22 protein-coding genes are annotated in these 22,761 nt (G+C 63.7%); 9 read left to right on the top strand and 13 right to left on the bottom strand.

The genetic code is table 11. From position 1 onward, the window contains the following. Positions 1-13: 13 nt before the first annotated feature. Positions 14-310, top strand: coding sequence for an SUI1 family translation initiation factor (locus tag C495_RS06885; RefSeq protein WP_008161294.1), 297 nt, complete (start codon positions 14-16; stop codon positions 308-310). Between the two features lie 77 nt (positions 311-387). Next, positions 388-864, top strand: coding sequence for a GNAT family N-acetyltransferase (locus C495_RS06880; RefSeq protein ID WP_008161292.1), 477 nt, complete (start codon positions 388-390; stop codon positions 862-864). A gap of 26 nt (positions 865-890) precedes the next feature. Here C495_RS06880 and C495_RS18335 read toward each other — a convergent pair whose 3' ends face one another. From C495_RS18335 to C495_RS06855, 5 genes are all read right to left on the bottom strand, one after another. Next, on the bottom strand, positions 891-1,721 hold the full coding sequence (locus C495_RS18335) for a hypothetical protein (protein ID WP_008161290.1): 831 nt from the start codon (positions 1,719-1,721) through the stop codon (positions 891-893). A gap of 63 nt (positions 1,722-1,784) precedes the next feature. Beyond that, positions 1,785-4,109 (bottom strand): vWA domain-containing protein, encoded by a 2,325-nt coding sequence (locus tag C495_RS06870; protein ID WP_008161288.1) that lies wholly within the window; start codon positions 4,107-4,109, stop codon positions 1,785-1,787. Positions 4,110-4,142: 33 nt separating this feature from the next. After that, positions 4,143-4,835 (bottom strand): hypothetical protein, encoded by a 693-nt coding sequence (locus C495_RS06865; protein WP_152418882.1) that lies wholly within the window; start codon positions 4,833-4,835, stop codon positions 4,143-4,145. A gap of 226 nt (positions 4,836-5,061) precedes the next feature. Beyond that, positions 5,062-7,116, bottom strand: coding sequence for an excinuclease ABC subunit UvrB (uvrB, locus tag C495_RS06860; protein WP_008161285.1), 2,055 nt, complete (start codon positions 7,114-7,116; stop codon positions 5,062-5,064). 105 nt (positions 7,117-7,221) lie between these two features. Then, positions 7,222-7,947, bottom strand: coding sequence for a DUF4397 domain-containing protein (locus C495_RS06855; protein ID WP_008161284.1), 726 nt, complete (start codon positions 7,945-7,947; stop codon positions 7,222-7,224). A gap of 331 nt (positions 7,948-8,278) precedes the next feature. On the opposite strand from C495_RS06855, the gene C495_RS06850 reads away from it, so the two are divergent. Continuing rightward, positions 8,279-8,548 carry a DUF7553 family protein gene (locus C495_RS06850; RefSeq protein ID WP_008161282.1) on the top strand — a complete coding sequence of 90 codons (270 nt, stop codon included), beginning with the start codon at positions 8,279-8,281 and terminating at the stop codon, positions 8,546-8,548. Between the two features lie 224 nt (positions 8,549-8,772). Continuing rightward, positions 8,773-9,276: a twin-arginine translocation signal domain-containing protein gene (locus C495_RS06845; protein ID WP_008161280.1), complete on the top strand. Its 504-nt coding sequence runs from the start codon at positions 8,773-8,775 to the stop codon at positions 9,274-9,276. Between the two features lie 16 nt (positions 9,277-9,292). Here the strand turns inward: C495_RS06845 and C495_RS06840 are convergent, their stop codons facing one another. From C495_RS06840 to C495_RS06835, 3 genes are all read right to left on the bottom strand, one after another. Beyond that, complete coding sequence (locus tag C495_RS06840) at positions 9,293-10,423, bottom strand: ORC1-type DNA replication protein (RefSeq protein WP_008161278.1); 1,131 nt, start codon at positions 10,421-10,423, stop codon at positions 9,293-9,295. A gap of 107 nt (positions 10,424-10,530) precedes the next feature. Continuing rightward, positions 10,531-10,698: a DUF1059 domain-containing protein gene (locus tag C495_RS17240; RefSeq protein ID WP_083902457.1), complete on the bottom strand. Its 168-nt coding sequence runs from the start codon at positions 10,696-10,698 to the stop codon at positions 10,531-10,533. Positions 10,699-10,763: 65 nt separating this feature from the next. After that, on the bottom strand, positions 10,764-12,797 hold the full coding sequence (locus C495_RS06835) for a MutS-related protein (RefSeq protein ID WP_008161276.1): 2,034 nt from the start codon (positions 12,795-12,797) through the stop codon (positions 10,764-10,766). Between the two features lie 169 nt (positions 12,798-12,966). On the opposite strand from C495_RS06835, the gene C495_RS06830 reads away from it, so the two are divergent. Further along, positions 12,967-13,167, top strand: coding sequence for a hypothetical protein (locus C495_RS06830; protein WP_008161275.1), 201 nt, complete (start codon positions 12,967-12,969; stop codon positions 13,165-13,167). Here the strand turns inward: C495_RS06830 and C495_RS06825 are convergent. Together C495_RS06825 and C495_RS06820 are read right to left on the bottom strand one after the other, a co-directional pair. Further along, a complete protein-coding gene (locus C495_RS06825) occupies positions 13,145-14,692 on the bottom strand; it encodes an amidase (RefSeq protein WP_008161272.1) in 1,548 nt (515 codons plus the stop codon). The genes C495_RS06830 and C495_RS06825 overlap by 23 nt on opposite strands. Positions 14,693-14,900: 208 nt before the next feature. Beyond that, positions 14,901-15,209, bottom strand: coding sequence for a non-histone chromosomal MC1 family protein (locus C495_RS06820; protein ID WP_008161270.1), 309 nt, complete (start codon positions 15,207-15,209; stop codon positions 14,901-14,903). Between the two features lie 234 nt (positions 15,210-15,443). Here C495_RS06820 and C495_RS06815 point away from each other — a divergent pair, with 234 nt between their 5' ends. Then, positions 15,444-15,641 (top strand): hypothetical protein, encoded by a 198-nt coding sequence (locus C495_RS06815; RefSeq protein ID WP_004215684.1) that lies wholly within the window; start codon positions 15,444-15,446, stop codon positions 15,639-15,641. Between the two features lie 233 nt (positions 15,642-15,874). Here C495_RS06815 and pheT read toward each other — a convergent pair whose 3' ends face one another. Both pheT and pheS read right to left on the bottom strand, forming a co-directional pair. Beyond that, positions 15,875-17,641, bottom strand: a complete 1,767-nt coding sequence (pheT, locus tag C495_RS06810) for a phenylalanine--tRNA ligase subunit beta (protein WP_008161261.1) — start codon at positions 17,639-17,641, stop codon at positions 15,875-15,877. Further along, positions 17,641-19,221, bottom strand: a complete 1,581-nt coding sequence (gene pheS / locus C495_RS06805) for a phenylalanine--tRNA ligase subunit alpha (protein ID WP_008161259.1) — start codon at positions 19,219-19,221, stop codon at positions 17,641-17,643. Before pheS ends, pheT begins: the two co-directional genes overlap by 1 nt. A 319-nt stretch (positions 19,222-19,540) precedes the next feature. On the opposite strand from pheS, the gene C495_RS06800 reads away from it, so the two are divergent. Further along, positions 19,541-20,176 carry a class I SAM-dependent methyltransferase gene (locus C495_RS06800; protein WP_008161258.1) on the top strand — a complete coding sequence of 212 codons (636 nt, stop codon included), beginning with the start codon at positions 19,541-19,543 and terminating at the stop codon, positions 20,174-20,176. Between the two features lie 18 nt (positions 20,177-20,194). Here the strand turns inward: C495_RS06800 and C495_RS06795 are convergent, their stop codons facing one another. Continuing rightward, on the bottom strand, positions 20,195-21,310 hold the full coding sequence (locus C495_RS06795) for an RNA methylase (RefSeq protein WP_008161256.1): 1,116 nt from the start codon (positions 21,308-21,310) through the stop codon (positions 20,195-20,197). Between the two features lie 187 nt (positions 21,311-21,497). Between C495_RS06795 and C495_RS06790 the strand changes: the two genes are divergently transcribed. After that, a complete protein-coding gene (locus C495_RS06790) occupies positions 21,498-22,058 on the top strand; it encodes a TATA-box-binding protein (RefSeq protein ID WP_008161254.1) in 561 nt (186 codons plus the stop codon). Between the two features lie 307 nt (positions 22,059-22,365). After that, positions 22,366-22,761 carry a DUF7344 domain-containing protein gene (locus C495_RS06785; RefSeq protein WP_008161252.1) on the top strand — a complete coding sequence of 132 codons (396 nt, stop codon included), beginning with the start codon at positions 22,366-22,368 and terminating at the stop codon, positions 22,759-22,761.

Here is a 22,761-nt window from a genome sequence, read left to right as displayed (position 1 = left end):
CGTACGTTAAACCATGCCAAACGACGACGAACTCGAGGATCTCCTCGAGGAACTCGACAGTCAGGGCGACCTCGAGACAGCCGAACAGCGCCTGTCGATCCGGATGGAGCGGCGTCGGTACGACAAGCCGGTGACGATCGTCGAGGGGTTCGACCTCTCTCAGTCGGAGCTCAAATCGACGGCCTCGGCACTGAAGCAGGCGCTCGGAACGGGCGGGACGATCGACGACAACCGGATCGAACTGCAAGGTGACCACCGTGATCGCGTCCCCGACTTGCTTCGCGACCGTGGCTTCGACGTCCAGACGTAATCTCCGCGCGAAACGCACTGTTGGCAGTCGATGCCACGGCCGAAGTCACTTTATGTCCGCTATCCCAAATCATTAATATGAACATTCGATCGGCGGACGCCGAGGATTTCGAGGCGATCAAAGCCGTCGCCCGCAGCACGTGGCACGATACGTACGACGTACTCGAGGCAGACATGATCGACCGCACGGTCGACAACTGGTACACCGGCGACTCGATGCCGCTCGAGGCACCCGGGACGGTCGTCCTCGTCGTCGAAATCGACGACGAAATCGTCGGCTTTACACACGCAGTCGCACAGGGTGAGACGGCCGATATCCTCCGGATGTACGTCGATCCGGACCATCAGGGCGAGGGGGTCGGCAGCGACCTCCACGAGCGCTTGATCGAGCAACTCGAGGCCTACGACGCCGACCGGATTCGGTCGTTCGACTTCGCGTTCAATGACGCCAGCCGCAGCTTCTACGAGGGACTGGGCTTCGAACAGACCGATACCGGGGAGGTCGAAATCGACGGCGAGTACTACGATGAGGCGGTTTACACGCTCGAGTTGTGAGAACCGCGGCGGGTCGCTGGCAGCGCTCAGCCGCGGTTGACGACGCCGACGTTGAGCGCGTCGTTCGAACACGACAGCCGCGAGAGTCGCCCGGTGAACCACAGGGTTTCCCTGCCGCCCGCTGGCACGGACAACGTCCCACTCGAGGGCAGCGTGGCCGTCGACGAGACGTATCGCTGTTCGGAAACGCTGCCGGTGACGCTGACGTCGACCTGCCCGCCGGTGCCCGAACAGTCCTGGACGGTGACTGCGCCGGTCGACCAGTCGTCCGGGGTCAGTTCGGCGTCGCTACACCCCCGTGTCTGGACCGTTCCATCGCCCTGTGCCGTGCCCGTCCCCGTTAGTGCCGTCAGTCCCGTTGCCGCCCCGACTGCGCCGAGTAACGCCCGTCGCGCTGGTGTCGTCTCGCTTTCCTCGTCTGCGGCCTCTTGTGTGTCCATTGACATCACACAACAAGAAGTAGTGGCTCGAGTCGCAAAATACCGTGTCCGGATTCGACGTACCAGTTTCGTACTCGAGAAAACGAAATTCAGTGACAGCGTCACTATTGATTCTGCGAGCGGGTCGGTGCTCTTGAGCAGCTTGCCGGGTTCACCGGCCGGAACCGCCATCTCGACGACGAACCAGAAGAAGTAGCCCTGATACCAGCCGTGCCGGAAGTCGTCGTAGTACTGGTCACCGGGATCGTGGAGGTTGTTGAACTGCTGTTGGTCTTCGACCGCCGCGGGCAACGCCTCGATAATCTCGTCGAAGTTCTCGACGGCCTCGGGAATCGCCTTCGCCGCTTCGACGATCACGTGCGGATCGTCGTAGATCGGCAGAATTCCACCGAGTGTCTCCCCCGCACCGGTCGTCATTCCCTCGAGGAAGCCGAGCGCTTCCTCGACCTCGGAACTGGTGTACCCGGCAGCGCGAAGCTCCTATGAGACCTGATGGAAGATTCCGCCGACCTCGATCGCTTCCGCTTCGGTCGTCCCCACCTCCTCGATGATCTCGTGGCGGTCGTCAACTTGGACGGTCACCGAAGTCCCCTCGAAGAGGTCTGCAAACGTCGAGAGCGTCCCCGTCTCGAGCTCGAGGGTGCCGCCGTCGTGCGTCCCCGAGAGGGCAGTCGTATTCTTCACTGAGCCGTCCTGGACGATCCGCGCCTCACCGAGTCCGGCCGGATCCTCCGCGAGGAACTGCGCCTCGTACGTGCCGGTCGTGTCGAGTTCGGCGTCGACGTCGACGCCGTCCCACCCGATCGAGACGGACGCATCGGCGGACGGATCGTCGAAGTGTGCGTAGGTGACGGTCACGTCCGGCGAACTGATGTCGAACAGCGTCGGATCATCCGCGTCGGCGTCCGGAACGCCATCGCCGGTCGTATCGATCGATTCCGGATCCGTTCCCAGCTCCTCGACTTCCTCGCGGTCCGACAGCCCGTCACCGCTGGTGTCGTTGAGAAGCGGGTTCGCGTAGGTACGTTTCGTCTTGAAGAGGTCGTCCACGTCACCGAGATCGTCGAGATCCTCGAGGCCCTCGAGTTCGCCGAGCACCTCGAGCGAATCCTCGCGTGAGTCCGTGTAGGCGGTCTCCCAGCCGTCCTCGAGTTGCTCGGCGTCGGTCAGTCCGTCACCGGTCGTATCCACCATCGCGGGATGGTGTGCGGCGTGGGTGACCTGTGCGGTGAGTTTCGTCTCGTTGTCCTCCTCGTGGACGCGATAGTTGATGTCGACCGTTTCGTTGTCCTGAATGCCGTCGCCGCTCGTATCCAGCGCGACCGGATCGAGGTCCAGCAGCTCGCCCGCAACACCCGGCGGCCCGGTCGGCATCGCCAGGTCCATCTCGGCGACGAGATCCGGAATGCCGTCGCCGTTAGTATCTTCCAGGTTGACGCCGGTCTGATTCTCCGCGACACGCTCGAAGGTATCGGGGAGATCCTCGGAGTTTTCGACGTGATAGAATTCACCGTTCGCTTCGCCGGCGATCGCGCGGAGCTCGTTCTCGTCGATACCGCTACCAAGCCCGATCGTACTGATGTCGATATCCTTCTCGGCAGCCTCGTTCGCGATACCGACCGGATCGGGACCGCGGTTGGTCCCCCCATCGGCCAGCAGGATAATCGTCTGCGAGCGGTTCTCCCAGCCGTTGGCCTCGAGTTCGTCGATCCCGTCCTGTAGCCCAGCACCGGTGTTGGTCGCACCGCCAACGGAGAGCGACTCGATGCTGCTGTTCAGTTCATCGTGATCGGTGGTCAGTCCCTCGATCAGCCTGGACGAGGACTCGAACTCCACGAGTGCGCCGCGTTCGTCGTCCTCGAACGCGCCGACGAACCGCTGGGCGGCCTCCCGGGCGTAGTGGATTCGGTCGCCCCTCATCGAGCCGCTGACGTCGATCACGAACGTGAAGTCGGCCTTCTCGAGCGAGCCACCGTCGCCGACGTCACCGTCGGTTTCGTTGCCGTCGAGCGTGATCGTATCGCTCGTCTCGTCCTCCCAGTCGTCGATCCAGAACACCGAGAAGAACGAGAAATGATCGACCTCGGCGGTCGCGACGCCCTCGTCGGCGTCGACCTCGGTCTCGACCGGGGTCCACGGCTCGTCGCTGTGGGGATCCCACGTCACGACCGAGAGGTTCCCCTCGCGCTCGAGGGCATTCTCCTCGAGCGGGATTGCGACGGTCGCTTCGTCGAACTCCTGCTGGCTCTCGATGCGGACCATCGGACCTGCACGATAGGGATCGTCCGCCGCAGGCGTCTCGTCGCGCACCGAAATATCGCTCTCGTGGAGTCCGTCGCCGCCGACGCCGACGCTGACACCGGAGGATTCGTTCGTGACGTCGACCTCCTGATACTCGTCGGGATCCGGCCGATCCAGAATGACCTCGTTGAGGTCGACGCGAAGTTCCTGGGTCGCCTCGGCCGTCCGCTCGTCGTCGTGTTCAGCCGTCGCCGTCACCGTGACGGTCACGTTCTCGGGTTCGGGTCCGAGGTCGACGAACGTGGTTCCGCTCGCGGTCGCGGTCGCCGACTCGCCGGCGATCAGCGAGATATCGTCGGCGGTGCCGTTCCCGTCGACCGTCACGTCGGCCTCGTCGTAGGCATACGGGCGGACGTCGTCGAGGATCGCCTGAACCGGGACGACGACCGAATCGTTTCGCTCGAAGGCTCGATTCTGCGAGAGCGACAGCGCTGGCTCGGTGTTCTTCTCGACTTTATCGAGCGCTCGCTCGCCGTGTTTCCACGCGTTCTCGAGGTGGGTCAACGCGTCTGCGCGATCAGTCGGATCGGCGTCCGTTCACGCAGTGTCATCGGCTCGCTCGAGCGCGTCGATCGCGTTGCCGAGCGCGCGCTCGGCCGCCTGTCGCTGGCCGCGATTGCGGAACTCGTCGTCGTTCGCGGCGACGACGGTCTGTGCGTCGACGACGGTGAGTCGCGCGCTCCGATCGCCGGCCGCGTACAGGCCGTGACTGATCTCGTCGACGATCACTTTGTCGTCCTCGTCGACGGCCTCGGCCAGCTTCGCGAGCGCTCGCTGCGCGTCGGCGTACCGCTCGAACGACTCGCGAGAATCGGCGTACTCGAGGTGTCGATACGCCTGCAGCGAGTCATTGACCGCCGCGACGGTCTCGTTCGCGGCCGTCATCGCGAGTTCGTCAGCTTCGTCGGTTTCGTTCTCGCCGGGCTCGAGATCGAGCTTTCCGAGTCGTTCGGTCGCGTTCACCGCCGTCTCGATCGACGTGTTCGCCTCGAGTTCCGGGACGGTTACGTTCGCGTCGCCGCGGTCGTGGCCGGGCGGTCCGCCGCCGTTCTGTCCTGGTGGGCCGTCGCCGTGGCCAGGTGGTCCATCTCCCTGGATCGTGACGCCGGTCGATCGCTCGTTCACCGTGCCAGCACTCGGCCCGGCTGCGAGTGCGGGCATGGCGATCATCGAGGTCGCCATGAGCACGGCGAAGAATATTGCAACAAACGTTCTCCTGCTGTCATCCATATCACATAAGCTGAAATAGTATTTTCAATTGTTTTGATATAAATGTAGAATAGCAATACATGCGGAAATGAATACGACCTCGTTCGGAGTCGGATTCGCGACCTCATGGCTGCTTATTGTCAGCGCAGGTTCGTCCCACACGAAGCGGGCATCTGGCCACGAAATCGCCAAAATACGCCGATAGTAGACTGCAGCGAACGAACGTGAGCCGAAGAGAATATCGGGTCTAGAACTCCTCGGCCGGCGGCGCGATCCCCTCGTCGTCGCCCTCGAGGTCGAACTCCTCGCGCACTTCCCGGATGCGATCCCGGATGTCCGCCGCCAACTCGAACTCGAGATTGCTCGCCGCCTCTTGCATCTGCGTCTCGAGGTCGGCGATGTAGCGGGCGGCCTCGTCGTCGTCCGCGATGTCCTTGCTGGAGACGCTCGAGGTGTCGGTCTTGCTCCCCGGGAGGGTGGTTTCGCCCACTGCCTTCTCGATCGTCGTCGGCTCGAGGCCGTGTTTCTCGTTGTATTGCTGTTGAATCTCGCGACGGCGCTGGGTTTCTTCGATCGCCGACTCCATCGCGTTCGAGGGCTCGTCGGCGTAGAGCACGACCTCGCCGTTGACGTTTCGGGCCGCCCGGCCCATCGTCTGGACGAGCGTGGTCTCCGAACGCAGGAACCCCTCCTGGTCGGCGTCGAGGATCGCCACGAGCGAGACTTCGGGAATGTCCAGCCCCTCCCGCAGCAGGTTGATGCCGACGAGGACGTCGATCTCGCCCAGTCGGAGCGAGCGGATGATCTCGTGGCGCTCTAAGGTGTCCGTCTCGTCGTGCATGTACGCGACGTCGACGCCGGCTTCCTCGAGATACTCGGTCAGATCCTCAGCCATCCGCTTGGTCAGCGTCGTCACCAGCGTGCGCTCGTCGCGGTCGATGCGCTTGTCGATGCGATCCATGAGGTCGTCGACCTGTCCGGTGGCGTCTGTGACCTCGATCTGTGGGTCGACGAGGTGGGTCGGACGAACGATCTGTTCGACGATCTGTCCCGACTGCTCCTGCTCGTAGTCGCTGGGGGTCGCACTGACGTACAGCGTTTGGTCGGTCTTCTCCTCGAACTCCTCGAACGTGAGCGGGCGATTATCGTAGGCGGTGGGGAGTCGAAAGCCGTTCTCGACCAGCGAATCTTTGCGGGACTTGTCGCCGGCGTACTGGCCCCGAATCTGGGGCAGGGTCACGTGGGATTCGTCGACGACGGTGAGGAAATCGTCCGGGAAGTAATCCAGCAGCGTGTAGGGGGCCTCGCCCGACTCCCGATCCGAGAGATACAGCGAGTAGTTTTCGATGCCCGAACAGTAGCCCGTCTCGGCCATCATCTCGAGGTCGAACGTGGTGCGCTCGTCGATGCGCTGGGCAGCGATCATGTCGCCCTGCCGTTCGAAGTACGAAATTCGAGAGTCGAGGTCGTCGCGAATCTCGTCCATCGCGCGCTCGAGTTTCGTTTCGGGAATCGAGTAGTGCTCTGCGGGGTGGATCAGGACGGCCTGTTGCTCGCCCTGTGTTTTGCCCTCGAGCGGATCGACTTTCACCATGCGATCGATCTCGTCGCCCCAGAGTTCGACGCGGACGGCGTAGCGGCCGTACATCGGATAGATTTCGATGGTGTCGCCACGCACTCGGAACGTCCCCTGTGTGAAGTCGACGTCGTTGCGCTCGTAATTGAGGTCGACCAGTCGCGCGAGTAGGTCGTCGCGGCCGACCGCCTCGCCGACCTCGAGTCGCAGCGACATGTCGATGTAGTTTCGCGGGTCGCCGAGGCCGTAGATCGCCGAGACGGAGGCGACGACGATGACGTCCTCACGAGTCAGCAGTGATCGAGTTGCAGAGTGGCGCAGCCGGTCGATTTCGTCGTTGATCGAGGCGTCCTTGTCGATGTAGGTGTCGGTTTGTTCGACGTAGGCCTCGGGCTGGTAGTAGTCGTAGTAGGAGACGAAGTACTCGACGGCGTTCTCGGGGAAGAGATTCCGAAACTCCTCGTACAACTGGGCCGCCAGCGTCTTGTTGTGGGCGATGACGAGCGTTGGCTTCTGGATCTCCTCGATCGTCCACGAGACGGTGTTGGTCTTCCCCGAGCCGGTCACGCCGAGCAGGGTCTGTTTGTCCATTCCCGACCGGAAGCCGTCGGCCAACTGCTCGATCGCCTCGGGCTGGTCTCCTGCGGGATCGAACGGCGCGTCGACCTCGAACGGATGGTCGACATCGGGACGGTCCGGCTGGAGGGGGCCTCGCGTGTCGCTCATTATTGGGTTCAGGTGGTCGAGCCACTTCACCCACTCGCATGCGGCACGCGAGACTGTCACAGTGGGCGCACGCGGCAGACTGCCGACTGGATCGGCGGGTACTGGTTATTCTTCGTCGTCGCCGAGTACGCCGTCGACCGTGATCTGTGCGGTGAACTCGCGGCCTTCCGTCTCCGTCGGCGGCTCGAGGTAGCCGATGGCGTTTGCGGTGTAAGCAGTGTCTAACTCGAGGTCGACGTCGAACGCGGCGACGGTCGTTTCCGGATCGCCCGCCGGCCGAACCGACAGGGTGTAGCTGCCGGCGGGAACCGCGACGTAGTTGCTCGAGTCGCCGAACGCGACGTTTTCGAACAGCGGCGCGTCGTCGGCGTAGACGTCGACGGCGGGGGCGTCCGGTGACGCGTGGAAGAGCCGAACGAGCGCCGAACCGGCGTCGACGAGCACTTCGGGCCGGAACGTGCCGGCCCCGAGTTCGCCGATCGCGGCGACGGTGTAGAACGCGGAGCCGACCGTCACGTCATCGTCGAACGCGACTGTCTCCGGATCGCCGGCCGCCGTGATCGTGACAGTGTACGTTCCCGGCTCGATCTCGAGATACGGTGAGACGTCGCCGTAGCCGACGTCAGTCAGTACCTGTGCCCCGTCGACGTAGACGTCCACGTTCGGTGCATCCGGCGAGAAGTGCGCGACGCGAACCGCCGCGTTCGGCACGGTTGGTTCGTCGGCAGGGTACTCCTTGTCTTCTTTCTTTGTCGGTCGCTCGTCGTCGGCGTACTCTCCAGCCGCGAAAACGGTCCCACTTGCCGCAGCGAGTCCACCGGCAGCGCCCATCGATTTCAGGGCTGTGCGTCGTGATACTGGCATAGTGCAGCCAAAGCGGGGGACGCAACCTCCAAAAACGCGGTAGTTAGTCTCGATGGTTGTCGCGCCGTTTCTTCCGGTCGCCATTTGTGTAGGCTGTCTGTGCCCACTGAAGGGAGGTGCTACACCGACGACACCCGTCCGCTCGAGCGTCCAGCAACGGCGGTTTCGTCGCCGCGCTCAGCTGTGGCCGTGTAGCTCCGTCCTATAGCAGCCGTTGGCTCGCCGTTCGCGTCGCCCACATCGTCAGGTGGCTCCTGCCCGCCCAACTGTTATGGGCCCGGTCGGTGTGGCTCAGGCTATGTCAGCTCAACTCGAGCAAGCCCGTGATGACCTCGAAGAGGCGGCGACGGCGGCCACCGACGACGACGTTCGCGACGACCTCCGCGAGACGGCCGACGCGTTCGACGAGTACGTTACCAGCGAGCAAACCCCTGACTACGCGGTCCTCGACGCCCACCTCAACACGCTCAGACAGGCCCGCGAACGGGCCCGTGGCGACACCAAAGCCCACCTCGAGGACGCACTCGAGACGACCGAGTCGTATCGCACTGACCTCGAGCAGGCGTAACCGGGTTCGGACCTGCCGTAGACGTGATGCGGTCGTCGACAGGTGGTCCCCACGTTGTTCCACACCGAATATTCAACAACACAGTGACACACTCAGGAGGGACTGCTGCGTTTGTGGGTGAGATAACGGCCTGTGGCTCCCGTTTATCGGCTATCCCGATCGAAATAAAACGTATGAGTAACATTACAATCTATATAAAGCCGCTGTTGTAACGGAATTGCTGTATGTCAGAAACGCTTTCACGACGGCGGATTCTCAAAGCGACTGCGGCCTCCGGTGTTGCAGCCAGTATGGCTGGCTGTACGGGCAGCCTCCTCGGCGATTCTGCCTGTGACACCGGCGAAGAGTTCATCGTCGCACTGTACGATGAGGAGTTCGACGACGCTGCATCCTACTACCCACACGAGTATTTCGACGACATCGACGCGGACGAGATCGCTTCCCAGTACGAAATGCTGTTTTCGATGGGCGACGTTGGCGACCTCGAGGAGATCTCCTGTGCGTGTTCGGAGTCAGTCGACGACGAGGAGATCGACGAAGCGAACGCGGAGGAAGAGTTCAACGGCGAGGTCGATGACATCAAAGAACTCCGATACGACCTCACGACCACGAACGACGGCGAGGAAACCACTGACTCGGGGTACGTGATGGGCATCGAGATCGATGGCGATTGGTACGCGGTCTTCGCGAGCGAAGCCGACTTCGAACACTGTACTGCAGACGAGTAGCTGTCTCCACAGCGACTCACTCGAGTCGATCCAACACGGCGTCTTTCTCGTACGAGAGCGACAGCGACCGCGAGCGACCGCGCCCGTCGACCTCGGTGTAGTCGGCGTCGATCAGCCCCAACTGGTCGAGTTTGTTGACGATTTCGGAGTAACGGGTGTAGCCGAGGTCGGTCCGGTCGTGAAACGCCTCGTAGACGTCGCCGGCCTGCTCGCCGTCGTTGTGGGCGATCACCTCGAGCAACGCTTCTTCGGTATCGGTCAGGCCCGAGAGACTGTTGGTGAGGTTGATGTACTTCGACGTCTCGTAGGCGTCTTCGACGTCCTCGAACTCGATCGTGCGGCTGGCGCGCATCTCGGCGTTGAGTCCGGCCCGGCGCAGGAGGTCGATCCCGACCCGGAGATCACCGCTCTCGGCGGTGCGTTCGGCGACGTCCTCGAGGAGATCACGGGAGATGACGCCGTCATGGAACCCGCGTGTCACTCGTTCCGTGAGGATGTCGACGATCTCGGGCTGGTCGTAGATCGGGAAGTAGACGTCTTCGGGTCGGAAAACGCTCTGGACACGGGAGTCGAGTTCGTCGATGACGCCCAGTGCGGGATCGGAGGAGACGACGATGACGCCGATCTTGGCACCCGGATACTCCTCGTGGGCGCGCAACAGCGAGTAGAGCGTGTCCGAGGCCTCGTTCTCATAGAAGAGATAGTTGACGTCGTCGAGGGCAACGACGAGGACGCGGTCTTCTTCGACGAGTTTCTCGGCGATCTGGCCGAACAGTTTCTTGAACGAGATCCCCGACGACGGCGGTTCGTAGTCGAACGTCCCCTCGAACAGCCGCGAGAACACCGAGTAACGGGTGGCGTTGACCTGACAGTTGACGCGGATCGTCCGAACGTCACTCGTCTGTGCGCCCACCTCGTCGAACAGTTTCTGGATCGCCGTCGTCTTGCCGGTTCCGGGGGGGCCACGAACCACGACATTGAGTGGGCGTGACCCACGCACCGCCGGGCGCAACGCGTACGTCAGGCTCTGGGTCTGACCTTCGCGGTGCTTGAACGTCTCTGGGACGTAGTCGATCTCGAAAACGTGTTCGTTTTTGAACACGGATTCGTCCCACGACAACATCCCCTCTTCGGGGTCGTCCACCATCACTTTCACCCTGCTTCCCCAGCGTCTTAACCCTTCGGTGGAACCGCCGCACGGACGCCACGGGAAAACAGTGTGGAGACGGACGACGAGCTCGCAACCGGAGACAGTCAGGCCGGTTCGATCCGTTCCATGCCGCGTTCGATGTCCACTCGGTCGATCCGACCGCCGTGTGTCATCCGCATGTGTGCGCGGACCAGTCGCCTCACCTCGTCGGCGCTACTCGAGCGTATCATGAACTGACAGCTCCCACCGGTACACGAGAATTGGTATGGCATACCGCAGCATTGGCCGAGTACGGGAGTAGCTATTGTACTTGCAGCTGCCGGTGTCGGCCGTTCAGTCAGTCGAATTTCTCGAGCAGTCGATCGTAGAACAGCGGGCCTGTCAGATCACTCGACGTGCCGCCGTTCGTCGCCGGCTCCCGGGCCTCGTCGGCCAGTTTCTCGACGATTAGCTCCGGTGTCGACCGCGCCAGATGGTCTTTGACCGGCGAGCGATTCACCTCGAGTTCTCCATCGACGAGTCCGACCGCCTCGATCCCGTCGATTGTGACGTCGTAGTCGGCCATCTCCCGAATCTCGCCCGCCAGATGGGAGACGAACACGCCCGTCGCGCCGTTGTCCGAAAGCGCCTCCAAGATGCCGGCGATGATCTTCGCCGACGCGCCGGGTTCGGTGATGCTCTCGAGTTCGTCGACGAGGACGAGCGATCCTTCGCCGCCCTGCGCGAGGTCGGCGAACTCCCGGACGGTGGACTCGAACGCGCCCGCGTCGAGCGTCCCCTGCGTTTTGGCGTGGTAGTGCAGGTCGTCGAATCGCCGCAGACGCACTCGGTCGGCGGGGACGGGCAGCCCCATGTGCGCCAACACGACCACGCTGGCGACCAGATCGAGCGTCGACGTCTTTCCGCCGCTGTTGACGCCCGAGAGGAGGGCGACGCCCGAAACCTCGTAATCGACGGGGTCGATGGCCTCGAGCGGTTCGTCGAGCAGCGGCGAGCGCCCACCCTCGATGGCGAAGCCGACTGGGTCATCGTCCGTGTCGGCAGCAAATTCGGGCATCGTACACTCGAACTCGTGGGCGAAGCGAGCGATCGCGAGTTCGACGTCGAGTTCGAGGGCGTCTCGAACCAGCTGGCGGGCCCCCTCGCGCTGGTCGGCGAGGTCGGCCGCGAGCTCGCGTTTGAGCCGACCGGCGCGGCGCTCTTTGGCCGCCGTCAGCTCCTCGCGCAGCCGTGAAATGACGCCGTCGTCGCGCTCGACCGGAAACGTCGGCTCGTCGCTGAACGCCCGGCGGGAAGTCTCTGACTCGCCCTGATCGAGATCGAGCGCGTCGAGCAGGTGCTCGCGCGCCGCCTCGACGGCTGCTGCGTACTCGTCGGCCAACTCCCGCGAGAGCAGCGAGTCGACGCCGGCTCCGCGTTCGACCAGCGAGAGCAGATCCGAGCCCTCGATCGTGACGTCTTCCTCGCGGATCGCCGCCCGAAGTTGATCGTTGGCGACGCTTTCGGCGGCGCTCGCCGCTGCCTCGAGGTCGTCGACGGCTGTCGTGAGCCGATCGAGTTCGTCGTCGCCCGCGACCGTGCCGTCCGCTTCGAGGCGCGAGAGGCCCTCCTCGAGCGCCTCGAGATCGCAGGCGGCCTCGAGGTCGGCGGTTCGGTGGGTCTCGATGGCGGCCTGCAGTCGGCCCCGATTGCGCGCGAAGAAGGCGAGTGGCCGTTCCGGGACGACCGTCGCGGGCGTCTCGAGTGCATCCGGGCGCACCTGCACGTCGCCGTCGATCGTGACACCGGCGAACGACTCGTCGAGGGCGATCACCGTCGAGTAGCCGCGGGCGAGTTCGGCCAGTCCCTGTGCGTCCTCGACGATCTCGACGGAGAGTTCGGGGACCGCCTCCCGGGCTTCGCTGTAGCGTTCGGCGTCGGCCGTCGCCAGACAGCGCTCACGAACCCGGACGTCACTCGGTTGCTCGAGCGGCTCGACGCCGTCGAGTGCCGCAAGCACGGTCTCGTCGTACTCGCGCTCGAGGGCAGTGCGGGCGAACGCCTGTACGTCCTCGATCCGCGAGCGGCGCGGGCTCGGATAGATCGTCTCGAGTCGCTGGGCGGCGTAGTCGGTGACCGTCCGTGATTTGAGCAACGAGAGGACGTCTCGGTAGACCTCTCGAGCGCGGTCGGTCGCGAGAAAGCCGCCGGGATCGTCGTGTTCCAGCCGGATCGCACCGCGCGCGATGCGAGCGGCACGACCCTGACTGATCCCTGGGGCGGTCGCGATCGTTGCGACGTCGCCCCGCCGCAGCGCGCGTTCGGGCTCGTCGAGCGCTCGCAGCGCTCGCGCGGTCTTCTCGCCGACACCCGGAATCGACTCGAGGTCCATGCTTCGTGAGCAGCGTATCAAACCGGAGTGAGAAAAAGATCCCGCCCGATTTCGGAGTGTCATGATGGCTGCTAACACTGCACGCTACCCGGTGGGACTCTCGGGTACGCCCGTCGTGACTTGCGCGAGACGGGACGCTCGTTATCCGGATGGATCGCGAAGACGGGTTATGGGACTCACGAAACTCCTCGGCTCGAAAGCGACGCGATCGTTGACCGTTCTCTCGGTGTTGTCGGAGGCGAAACGGGCGTTCAGTCGAGGGAAGCGGATTCGCGCCGTCTTCCTGCTGGGTCTTGCCGTCGTCGCCTGGAAGTGGACGATGCTCGGCGTGGCTGCACAGGGCGTCCTCAAACTGGTTCGCGGTCGGTAAGACTCGAGTTCGACGTCACCGTCTCTGAGACGGACTCGAGCGTCTCTGCGGCGTCGAGAACGGTCGCATCGTCGAACCGCGAGCCGACGAGCATGAGACCGACCGGCAGTCCGTCGACCTCACCGACAGGGACGCTGATCGCAGGGTGGCCGGTCCGGTTGAACGGGGTCGTGTTTGCCACGACGAGGTCTTCTTGCAGCCGGTCGTACTGATCTCGCTCGGGATCGTGTTCGGGTGCCGTCTCGAGCGTCGTCGGCATCGCCAGCAGGTCGTGTTCCTCGAGTAACGCGTCGTAACGCTCGGTGAGTTCGACGACGAGGTTCATCCCGTCGGCGTAGTACCGCGAGTGGTAGGCCTCGTTGGCGTAGGCACCGACGAGCAGCGACAGCTTCAGTGGAGCCGGAAAATCATCCGCCTGCACGCGACGTGCCGCACCGAAGAACTCGATCCAAGACGTGTTGTACCAGGCCTTCCAGCCGTGGCCTAACCCCTCGCCGATCATCGCGTCGAGCAAGCCTTCAGCCGTACAGACCGTGTGGATATCCTCCGCATCGCGGTGCATCGGCTCTGACACGTCCTCGAGTGTCGCCCCGTTGTCTTCGAGCCGTGCGAGCCCATTGCGGACGCACTCGAGGACGCCCTCGTCGGCCTCGGGCTGGTCGAACCCCTCTTGCAAGACGCCGATCGAGAGGTCGGCAGCGTCGCCATCGAGCCGGTCGTGGTACGGTTCGACTGGAACTGGTGTCGGCGATCGCAGGTCACGCTCGTTGCTGCCGGCGATCGCCGAGAGCACTCGCGCGACAGTCTCGACGTCCGGTCCCATCGGTCCCGGATGGTCGATCGCGTGGTCGAGGCCGATACAGCCTGTGTACGGAACCAGTCCGTACGTCGGCTTGAGCCCGACGACACCACAGAGTGCGGCTGGAATCCGGACGCTGCCGCCCTGATCGGTGCCGATCGCGGCATCGACCTCGCCAGTGGCGATGACGACGGCACTGCCACCGCTCGAGCCCCCCGCCAGATAGTCGTCGTCGCGTGGGTGGGTGATCGGGCCGAAAGCACTGTAGCCCGTCCTCGTCATGGCGAAATCGTCCATGTTCGTCTTGCCGACGACGTCCGCACCGGCCTCGAGGAGCCGGGTCACGAGCGTTGCGTCGACGTCTGGAACGTAGCCCTCGACGACGTGAGAGCCACAGGTCAGTTCGACGCCGGCGACGCAGACGTTGTCCTTGATCGCGACCTCCATGCCAGTCAGGACGCCGTCATCGGCTCCCGCCACGTGGCACAGACTCACCCAGGCGTTGTGCGGGTTCTCTGCAGCCGGCGGCCGAACACCGGACGTTCGCTCGCGGCGCTCGCTGCCGCCGAGTCGTGGCTCCGGATTGTACGACCGGACCGTCTCGTAGGCGTCCGCTCGTCGGTTGGCTGCCACAACGAAACAGTCGAGTTCGTCATCGGTGAGCTCGAGAAACAGTGATTCTCCGAGGTCGCGAAGGTCGTCTTTCGTCGGCGGGCGAAGCGGCATACCATCCCAGTCACGAGGGACGGCAAAATGCGCTGTTGGCCATCACAGTGAGTGTTGCCGTTCGCTGACTGTGTTCGTCGGTGACCGGAGCTGACAGCGGATCGGTAGGCGAAGTCGACCGCACGGAAAAATCACACGCTGGTCTCTTGAAGACGCCACTATCACGCGCTCGAGCGGCAACAAGCGGGGCGTCGCATTCGACAGCAGCTTACTCCTCTAAGTGTTCGATTCCTTTTTTCGAGACGTTGGCTTCTGTAATCTCGTTTGGCATCCAGTCGGGCTTGTCGTCGGGGGCCGTCTCCTCCCACGCCCAGCCGTCGTAGATGTGGACCTTATCGGTCCCTTTCTCTCGCAGCCTGAGCTCGACGCGCTCTGCTGCGTCCTCGCTCGAGCCCGGCTCGAGTCGTCGAGCTGCTTTCAGCGCAGCCTGTCGAGGGGTGTTCCCCGAGAAGACGCTCGACTCGTCGCCGCCCGACTCGCGCAGTGCAAAGTTTCGTTTACCATCTTCGCGTACCATGGTTTTGGCCTCCGTGTCAATTCAGCACACGGCTCGACATAAAGATATCCCCGAAAACCGACCGACAGCGTCGGTATCTTTAAGTGAGTTGACTACGCCAGTCTTTCGCACCAACCCTTTTGGCAACGGGTACCACCGTCGACCCGTCGTCATCCATGTGTACTAGGGGCATGGGTTTGGTCGTCGAAAACACTTAAGTATATCCTACGGCGAAGTTCGTCATAGAATCCCGCGATGGTACGGAAAAAGAAGCTGAGTCCAAGCGGTGCGAAAGACGAAGACGGCAACTATCACAACGTCCACCTCAATCTCCACGAGGACGAGCTCGCAGTCGCGGGTATGGATATCGGCGATGAAGTCTTCGTCAGGGTCCGGGACGGCAAGATCATCATCCAGAAAGCTGACGAGGATGATGTAGAACACGAGTTCTAGAGAACGACGTTTTGCACTGCGGGTGCGCCACAGGCGTACCCTCGACAAAACCGATCACCTGCACTCTTCTTTCTGTTTCGTGACGTTCGTACCATGCAGCTGAGGCTTCGGCGTTCGCCTATTCGTGGCGCTCTGTGCCACACACCACATCGTCGTCGGCCCGCTCGCGGTCCAACCGATTGAACCGCAACCGCAGACTGCCTCCCAAACTCGAGAAAACGCCCGACAGCCGACTACTGCAGCGACTCGAGGTCGAACTCGAAGGCCGCCACGGGCACCTCGAGATCGTACTCGATCAGCACCGTCGGATGAACCTCGCCGATCACGCCGACGGCTTCGCCGTCGATGACGACCGCCGCGGTTCGACCCGAAATGAAGGCCGGGTGGTCGGTCGGTGGCGTCTCGAGGTCGACGTCGAACTTACGTGCGAGCGCCTGCAGGCGCGCTTTGGCGTCCTCGTAGCCCGCGTCATGGCTCGCGAGCACGGCTCCGACGTGGCGACTCTCGCCGACGCCCGTGTTTTCGCTGTCGTCGAGTGCCGCGCGGAACCCGATCTCGGAGAGATGCTGGGGATACGAGCGGTGGGTGTTTCGCTCGAGGACCGTCATGAGCGACGGCATGACCCACGTCCGGAGCATAGTGTAGTCCTCGCTGTAGGGTTCTTTGATCGTCGCGGGCTCGCCAGCGCCGTAGGCGTCCGTGTCAGGCGACAGCTCGAGGCGAGCGTAGTTCTCCTCCTCGTTGATCATGTGGAAGTTCAGCAGGTCCTCGAAGCCGAGGCCGACGAGTTGGGTGCGGACGGCGCGCTCGAGACGAGAGCGCTCGTGACGGCCGCCGACGGTCCCCACGTCGGGGTAGGTCGGCTCGAGTTCGTTGAAGCCGTAGGCGCGCCCGAGATCGTCGATGATGTCGAGTGGATGGAGGACGTCGACGCGGTACGGTGGGACCGTCACCTCGTAGACGAGATTGCCATCGTCGCTTTCCGTTTTTTCCGCCTCGAGTCCGGATCGCTCGGCCAGATCGAGCACTTCCTCGGGATCGAGGTCGATACCGAGAATCGTCTCGATGCGGTCGTGGGCGACCGTTTTCGTCTTCGTCGAGAGATCCGGGCGGACGAGTTCGCGTCCGCCGGACTGCGTCCGGCTTCCGTTCGAGGCCGCGTTCGCGGCCTCGCTATCTGCGTATTCGACCGTCACGTCCTCGATCGTCGCGCCGCGTGCTGACAGCGCATAGCAGACGATGTTCAGCATCTTGTCGATCGTCCACTGGTCGGTGCCGGTCATCTCGACGAACAGGTCTCTCGAGTCAGTCGACACCTCGGTTCGGCGGCCGTTGATCACCGGCGGGAACGAGAACAGCCCGATGTCGTCGTAGATCGCGGGGTAGCGATCGTAGCCGCTGACGAGGTCGGCGTAGGTCTGGCCTGTCTGGTGGTCCTCGAGCACCTGCGCGGGTGTCATCTCGGCGTCGGAATCGAGCGGGACGAAGCGGTCGCCGTCGGGGTCGACGCCGACGTACTTGATCGACGGCGTGCCATCGTCCACGGCGTCCCGTCCTTTGAGCATCGTCAGGTCGTGAATCCCGATCGCGCCCTTCGCGCGCTTTCGCCCCATCGTCGCGTGGAGCTTTTCTTGTAGCTGAATGAGAGAATCGAGGGCATCCTCGTCGAGATTTACGTCGCGGATCACCGCGCCCGTGACGTACGGCCGCTCGTCGGGAGCCGACTCGTCGACCTCGATGGTCCACTCTGCCGCGTTCGGCGACGGGACGTGGACGCCGCGGGCGTCGCCGTACTGGTAGCGAAGCGAGCGCGCGACGCCTTCGACCGAGAGCCGGTCGAGGCGGTCGGGGGCGAACTCGAGTTCGAACTCGCCGTCTTCGGTGCGGCCTTCGAACTCGAGGCCGAGACCGAACAGGTCGTCGATGAGATCGTCGTCGCTGGTTTCCTCGTTGCCGGTCAACTCGCGCAGTTCGTCGGGGTCGATATCGACAGTGGGCATCAGTAGGTCACCTCCGCGTTCCGCAGGAACTCGAGGTCGGCGAGCGTGCCGTGGAGGTCACGGATATCCTCCGCACCGGTGGTCAGCATGGCTAACCGTTCCAGCGCGAGCCCCCAGGCCATCACGTCGCACTCTACCCCGAGTGGCTCGAGCATCTCCTCGCGGAAGATGCCCGAGTTGCCGATCTCGATCAGTTCGCCCGTGGTGGGGTGGGTGCCGAACAGTTCGAACGACGGCTCCGTGTAGGGGTTGTAGTGGGGTTTGAACTGGATGTCGGTGATGCCGAACTGGGCGTAGAACTCCTCGAACGTACCCATCAGATCGCGCACCGAGAGGTCTTCGGCCATCACCCAGCCCTCGATCTGGTAGAACTCGAGCAGGTGCGTCGCGTCCAAGGTGTCGTTGCGGTAGGCTTTTTCGACGCTGAAAAAGCGCGCTGGCGGCTCGATCTCACCGATTTCGGTGCCGGAGAGATAGCGTGTCGACAGCGAGGTCGTGTGGCCCCGGAGCGCGAGCGCGCGGGCGAAGTCCTCGTCCCACGGCGAGTGGTAGCCTTCGCTGTCCTCGCCGACGCCCTCGCGGTGGGCGCGTTCGACGCGCTCGACGAGGTCCTCGGGCAGTTCGTCGATGTGAGTCGGCTGTTCCAGAGCGAACCGATCCCAGTGGGTTCGGGCGGGATGGTCCTGCGGCATGAACAGACAGTCGTTGATCCAGAAGTCCGCGTCGGCGTGGGGACCGTCCATCTCCTGAAAGCCCATCCCGACGAGCACGTCCTTGACGCGCTCGGACATCTGGCGCAGGATGTGGACGTTGCCGCCCTCGACGGTCTCGGCGTCGGCCTCGACGTTGTACTCGGCGAATTCGACGTCCTCCCACTCCCCATCTTCTCGCGGCCCTTGGCCGCTCGAATGGTCGGCGAAGCCTTGCTTCGCCCAACTCGTCAGGAGTTCGGGCGTCACCTGCCCGACCGTCTCGGCGGTTTCGAGCCCTGCCATCAGCTCCGTGACGGCGGCATCCGTCAGCGTCACCTCGCGGACGGTCGACTCCGAGCGCTCGAGTAAGCCCCGTCGCTCGAGTTCCTCGAGCGTCTCCGTGTCGACGTCGATGCTCTCGACCGGCGCGTCGTCCGCGTCGGCGAGTTCGGCGAGTGCGTTCGCCTCCGCATCGGCGTCCGGCTCGGCGTCAGGGTCGGCCGTGATTTCGCCGCTGTCGATGCTGCCGTAGCCCTTGCGCGCGTAGTTCGAGAGCGCGATGTCGACCTGTGGCCCCTCGAGCCCCGAGGCCCCGATCACGCGGCCCATCTGGACCGGCTCGTCGCCGGCCCCCGCCTCGAGTGCGGCCTCGTAGAGCCGGACTTCGGGGAGTCCGTCGGTGGCGTACTCTCGACCTTCGTCGGTGAGTGAGACGGTTTCGTCGACGCGTTCGGTGACGGCGACCAGTTCCTCGTCCTCGAGTTCGAACACTGCCCCGGTGACGGTCTCCGGTGGCAGGTCGGTCGCCGCGGCGAGGGCGTCGACGGACGTTGCATCGTCCGCGCTTGCGGCCTCCAAGACCGCGACCTGTTGTGCTGGAAGTTGCATTCGCTTGTTCGTATGGCTGCGTGGGGGTCAGTTAGCGGTTCCGACTCGGCTCGAGTCTGGACTCGAGCGCGATCGACGGCGCGGTCGGTTTCGCCACACTCGCCCGGCGTGGGCGAACGTGGCTCCACCGGCCCGGATCACCGGGCGAAAAAGAAACCGAATCCCGACTGCGGACGGTCTGACTGGTCGTCGATACCGGCACTGGCGTGGGATTCGGGTGCCATAGTTCGTGGAACTGGCGGTCGGTGGAAAAACGTTGCGGTCCGTGTGGACATGTCACTCGAACCTGTTAAGTTCATGTCGGGTGAGAGAAATACGCATGGATTGGGACGAGTTCTACCGAAACGCCGACTACGACCGCTGTATCTACCTCCGCGGCGAGGCGATGGTCGACTACCTCGAGCGCTTTCTCGAGCGCTTCGGGCCGTTCGAACGCGTCGCGTCGGTCGGCTGTGGCCCCGGCGGTGTGCTCTTTGCCCTCGCGAGTCGCTATCCCGACACCGAGTTCCACGGGATCGATCTCTCTGAACAGGTCGTCGCCGACAACCGCGAGCGCGCGGCCGAACGTGGCCTCGAGAACCTCACCTTCGCCGTCGACGCACTGCCCAATCTCGAGACCGACGAGCGCTTCGACCTGGTCTACTCCGCGGCGACGCTGTTTTTCGTCCCTGACACCGCCGCAGCCGTCGCCGATCTCTACGACCACGTCGCCGACGGCGGCTATCTCGTGGTTAACTACCCCGACCCCGAATGTCCGGCCCGATTCGATCAGTGGCTCGAGGGGCGGCGACGCGAGGCGTTCGACCTCGTTCTTGCCGGTGAGAACGTCCTCTCGAGTGCGGATATCCGAGAGTGCTGTGACACTGAGCCGCGGGATTACTGGGAGGCCGTCGACGCGAGCGACGACGAGTCGTTTCTCGTCGCGGAGACGCCGATGGTGTACCTCGAAAAATAACGCAGCGGGGATCGCGGCTCACTCGGCCCGACGCTCGAGCACGAGCACGTACCGCGTCAGCGACCGGTGGACCCGGCGTTCGAACGCGGCCTCGAGTTCCCACCCTGATGCGCGGGCCTCGCTCGCCCACGAGCGGTCCGCGACGACGACGGCCCGCGGGGCGACTCGGTGTGCTTCGGCGAGCGCGCCCGAGACGAGGTCCTCGAGGCGGTGGGATTCGATCTTCGACTGGCGGCCGTAGGGCGCGTCGAAGACGACGCCGTCGATGGCGTCGTCGACCAGCGGGAGTCGGGTGCCGTCGCCGCGGCCGACGTGCCACGAGCCGCGAGCAACACCAGTTGGCGCAGGCTCGTCGGACTCGAGAAAGTGTTGCAAGTTCTCCCGTGCGCCCGCAACCATCTTGTCTTGGGCGTCGGTCCCGACGACATCTGCGCCGACGAGGCCGGCTTCGACGAGCACGCCACCGGTGCCACACATCGGATCGAGGATCGTCGCGCCGGGACGAGCGCCGGCGATGTTCGCGACGGCGCGGGCGAGCAGCGGGTCCATGCTCCCGGGCTGGAAGAAGGGTTTGTCCGTCGGCGCGCGTGTTCCGAAATCTCGGACGCTCTCGGCTTCGAGCCAGCCGAGCGTACAGACGGAGACCTCGTCCCCGAGAGACACATTGCCGGCGAGTTCCGCCGTGGATGCAGACAGCGTACCGGTAGCGCTCGCCGCCTCGAGCCGCCCGCCGCGTTCGAGGACGCCCGCAGAGAACGTCGCCCGCAGCACGTGGTCCGGATCGTCGAGGTCGACGGCGAAGCCTCGATCCACCAGCATCCCACCGAGTTTACGCTCTGCCTGCTCGGTATCGACGCCGCTCGAGCCGTGCACGTCGGTTGCACGAACTGCAACGGTTCCCGTCCGGTCGATCGGCGTGGCCTCGAGGAGTGTGCAAGCGCTTGCGAGGTCGGCGTCGGTACGGCCGAGCAGGGTGCTCGCACGATGGGTGTACGCGAGGCCACGGATCTGTTCGGTCGAAATCGCGTCCGCGACGGCGAGCCCGGGGGCGATTCGCCGAACGCCGGCTGCCCCACTGGCCGCTTCGCGGGCTGCAAACGCATCGTCCTCGCCGCCAAGCTCGAGTACGTACACGCCTACTCGTCACCGCGGGCTGGCTATGAGCCTACCGTTTTCCGTGAAACACACGTGTACCGGTCTATCAACCGCTGCACATCCCGAACTCGAGGCGGACCTGCTCGGCGCGGCCGACATATATACCGGATATATCAGGTGGCGGTACTAACCTTTATAAAGGTTAAATACATCTTTTTAAGCGATTATGACCGACCCGAAGGACACCATCAACATCGAAAACGTGGTGGCGTCGACCGGCATCGGACAGGAACTCGACCTCCAGAGCGTCGCGATGGACCTCGAGGGGGCCGACTACGATCCCGAGCAGTTCCCCGGTCTCGTCTACCGCACGCAGAACCCCAAATCCGCCGCTCTGATCTTCCGATCGGGGAAGATCGTCTGTACCGGCGCGAAAAGCACCGACGACGTCCACGAGAGCCTCCGCATCGTCTTCGACAAGCTCCGTGAACTCCAGATTCAGGTCAACGAAGACCCCGAAATCGTCGTCCAGAACATCGTCACCAGCGCCGACCTCGGTCGGAACCTCAACCTGAACGCGATCGCGATCGGACTCGGCCTCGAGAACATCGAGTACGAACCCGAGCAGTTCCCCGGACTGGTCTATCGACTCGACGACCCCGAAGTCGTCGCTCTGCTGTTTGGTTCCGGGAAACTCGTTATTACTGGCGGCAAGAAGCCGAAAGACGCCGAACACGCCGTCGACAAGATCGTCTCCCGACTCGAAGACCTCGGCTTACTCGAGTAAGTCGGTCCGTTTTCGCGTGCCGGCGGTGAGTGACTACCCAGCGTCAGCCGTGACCGTTCATCCCCTGTCACGGCAATCTCGGCTGCGTACGTTCCGTTCTCGAATCGGTTTCACACCCCTCTCCAATGGGTCCGGGGTCGTCATCGTTCATCAAACGACGTGCGGTCCGTCGTCCGGTTTCGTTCCGTTTGGCCGAGTTATCGACCGTTTAAAGACGGATTAACGGTTCGCACTGGACTGAATCCGGCGCGAGCGTTCGGAACGACCGGCCGCGTTTATTCGCTCCCGATCAGAGAGTCAGGTATCGATGACGATCCACACAGACCGACTGACGACCGCGCTGGATCGCTACGCGCCCGGCAGTAGCGACGACCTCGAGGCTATACTCTCGACTGACGAGTCGATTCCGCGCACAGCAGTCCGGCGTGTGTTGGACAGCGATCGCCGGTGTGAGGTCCTTCGCTGTCTGCTCGCCGAAGACGGGCCGCTCGAGGTACGCACGCTGGTCGCGCGGATCGCCGACGTCGAACACGATGCGACGGCAGTGACGCCGCTGCTCGACCTCCGTCAGCGCGTGCACGTCTCGCTCTGTCAGACCCACCTTCCGCTGCTCGAAAAATATCGAATTCTATCGTACGATCAGACAGCCGGACACGTCACCCCCGGGGCGACGCTGTCGGCGTTCGAAGCGGTGCTCGAGTAG

This window comes from Natronorubrum sulfidifaciens JCM 14089, from assembly GCF_000337735.1.
Taxonomy (GTDB): Archaea; Halobacteriota; Halobacteria; order Halobacteriales; family Natrialbaceae; genus Natronorubrum; species Natronorubrum sulfidifaciens.
The sequence above is the reverse complement of the archived record's forward strand: the minus strand, read 5'-3'. Positions and strand labels throughout refer to the sequence as shown.

Excerpts from the sequence above, each read along its gene's own strand:
- C495_RS06885 (WP_008161294.1), top strand. The coding sequence starts at position 14 with ATGCCAAACGACGACGAACTCGAGGATCTCCTCGAGGAACTCGACAGT.
- C495_RS06880 (WP_008161292.1), top strand. The coding sequence starts at position 388 with ATGAACATTCGATCGGCGGACGCCGAGGATTTCGAGGCGATCAAAGCC.
- C495_RS18335 (WP_008161290.1), bottom strand. The coding sequence starts at position 1,721 with ATGACGACCGGTGCGGGGGAGACACTCGGTGGAATTCTGCCGATCTAC.
- C495_RS06865 (WP_152418882.1), bottom strand. The coding sequence starts at position 4,835 with ATGGATGACAGCAGGAGAACGTTTGTTGCAATATTCTTCGCCGTGCTC.
- uvrB (WP_008161285.1), bottom strand. The coding sequence starts at position 7,116 with ATGAGCGACACGCGAGGCCCCCTCCAGCCGGACCGTCCCGATGTCGAC.
- C495_RS06855 (WP_008161284.1), bottom strand. The coding sequence starts at position 7,947 with ATGGGCGCTGCCGGTGGACTCGCTGCGGCAAGTGGGACCGTTTTCGCG.
- C495_RS06850 (WP_008161282.1), top strand. The coding sequence starts at position 8,279 with ATGTCAGCTCAACTCGAGCAAGCCCGTGATGACCTCGAAGAGGCGGCG.
- C495_RS06845 (WP_008161280.1), top strand. The coding sequence starts at position 8,773 with ATGTCAGAAACGCTTTCACGACGGCGGATTCTCAAAGCGACTGCGGCC.
- C495_RS06840 (WP_008161278.1), bottom strand. The coding sequence starts at position 10,423 with ATGGTGGACGACCCCGAAGAGGGGATGTTGTCGTGGGACGAATCCGTG.
- C495_RS17240 (WP_083902457.1), bottom strand. The coding sequence starts at position 10,698 with ATGCCATACCAATTCTCGTGTACCGGTGGGAGCTGTCAGTTCATGATA.
- C495_RS06835 (WP_008161276.1), bottom strand. The coding sequence starts at position 12,797 with ATGGACCTCGAGTCGATTCCGGGTGTCGGCGAGAAGACCGCGCGAGCG.
- C495_RS06830 (WP_008161275.1), top strand. The coding sequence starts at position 12,967 with ATGGGACTCACGAAACTCCTCGGCTCGAAAGCGACGCGATCGTTGACC.
- C495_RS06825 (WP_008161272.1), bottom strand. The coding sequence starts at position 14,692 with ATGCCGCTTCGCCCGCCGACGAAAGACGACCTTCGCGACCTCGGAGAA.
- C495_RS06820 (WP_008161270.1), bottom strand. The coding sequence starts at position 15,209 with ATGGTACGCGAAGATGGTAAACGAAACTTTGCACTGCGCGAGTCGGGC.
- C495_RS06815 (WP_004215684.1), top strand. The coding sequence starts at position 15,444 with ATGGTACGGAAAAAGAAGCTGAGTCCAAGCGGTGCGAAAGACGAAGAC.
- pheT (WP_008161261.1), bottom strand. The coding sequence starts at position 17,641 with ATGCCCACTGTCGATATCGACCCCGACGAACTGCGCGAGTTGACCGGC.
- pheS (WP_008161259.1), bottom strand. The coding sequence starts at position 19,221 with ATGCAACTTCCAGCACAACAGGTCGCGGTCTTGGAGGCCGCAAGCGCG.
- C495_RS06800 (WP_008161258.1), top strand. The coding sequence starts at position 19,541 with ATGGATTGGGACGAGTTCTACCGAAACGCCGACTACGACCGCTGTATC.
- C495_RS06790 (WP_008161254.1), top strand. The coding sequence starts at position 21,498 with ATGACCGACCCGAAGGACACCATCAACATCGAAAACGTGGTGGCGTCG.
- C495_RS06785 (WP_008161252.1), top strand. The coding sequence starts at position 22,366 with ATGACGATCCACACAGACCGACTGACGACCGCGCTGGATCGCTACGCG.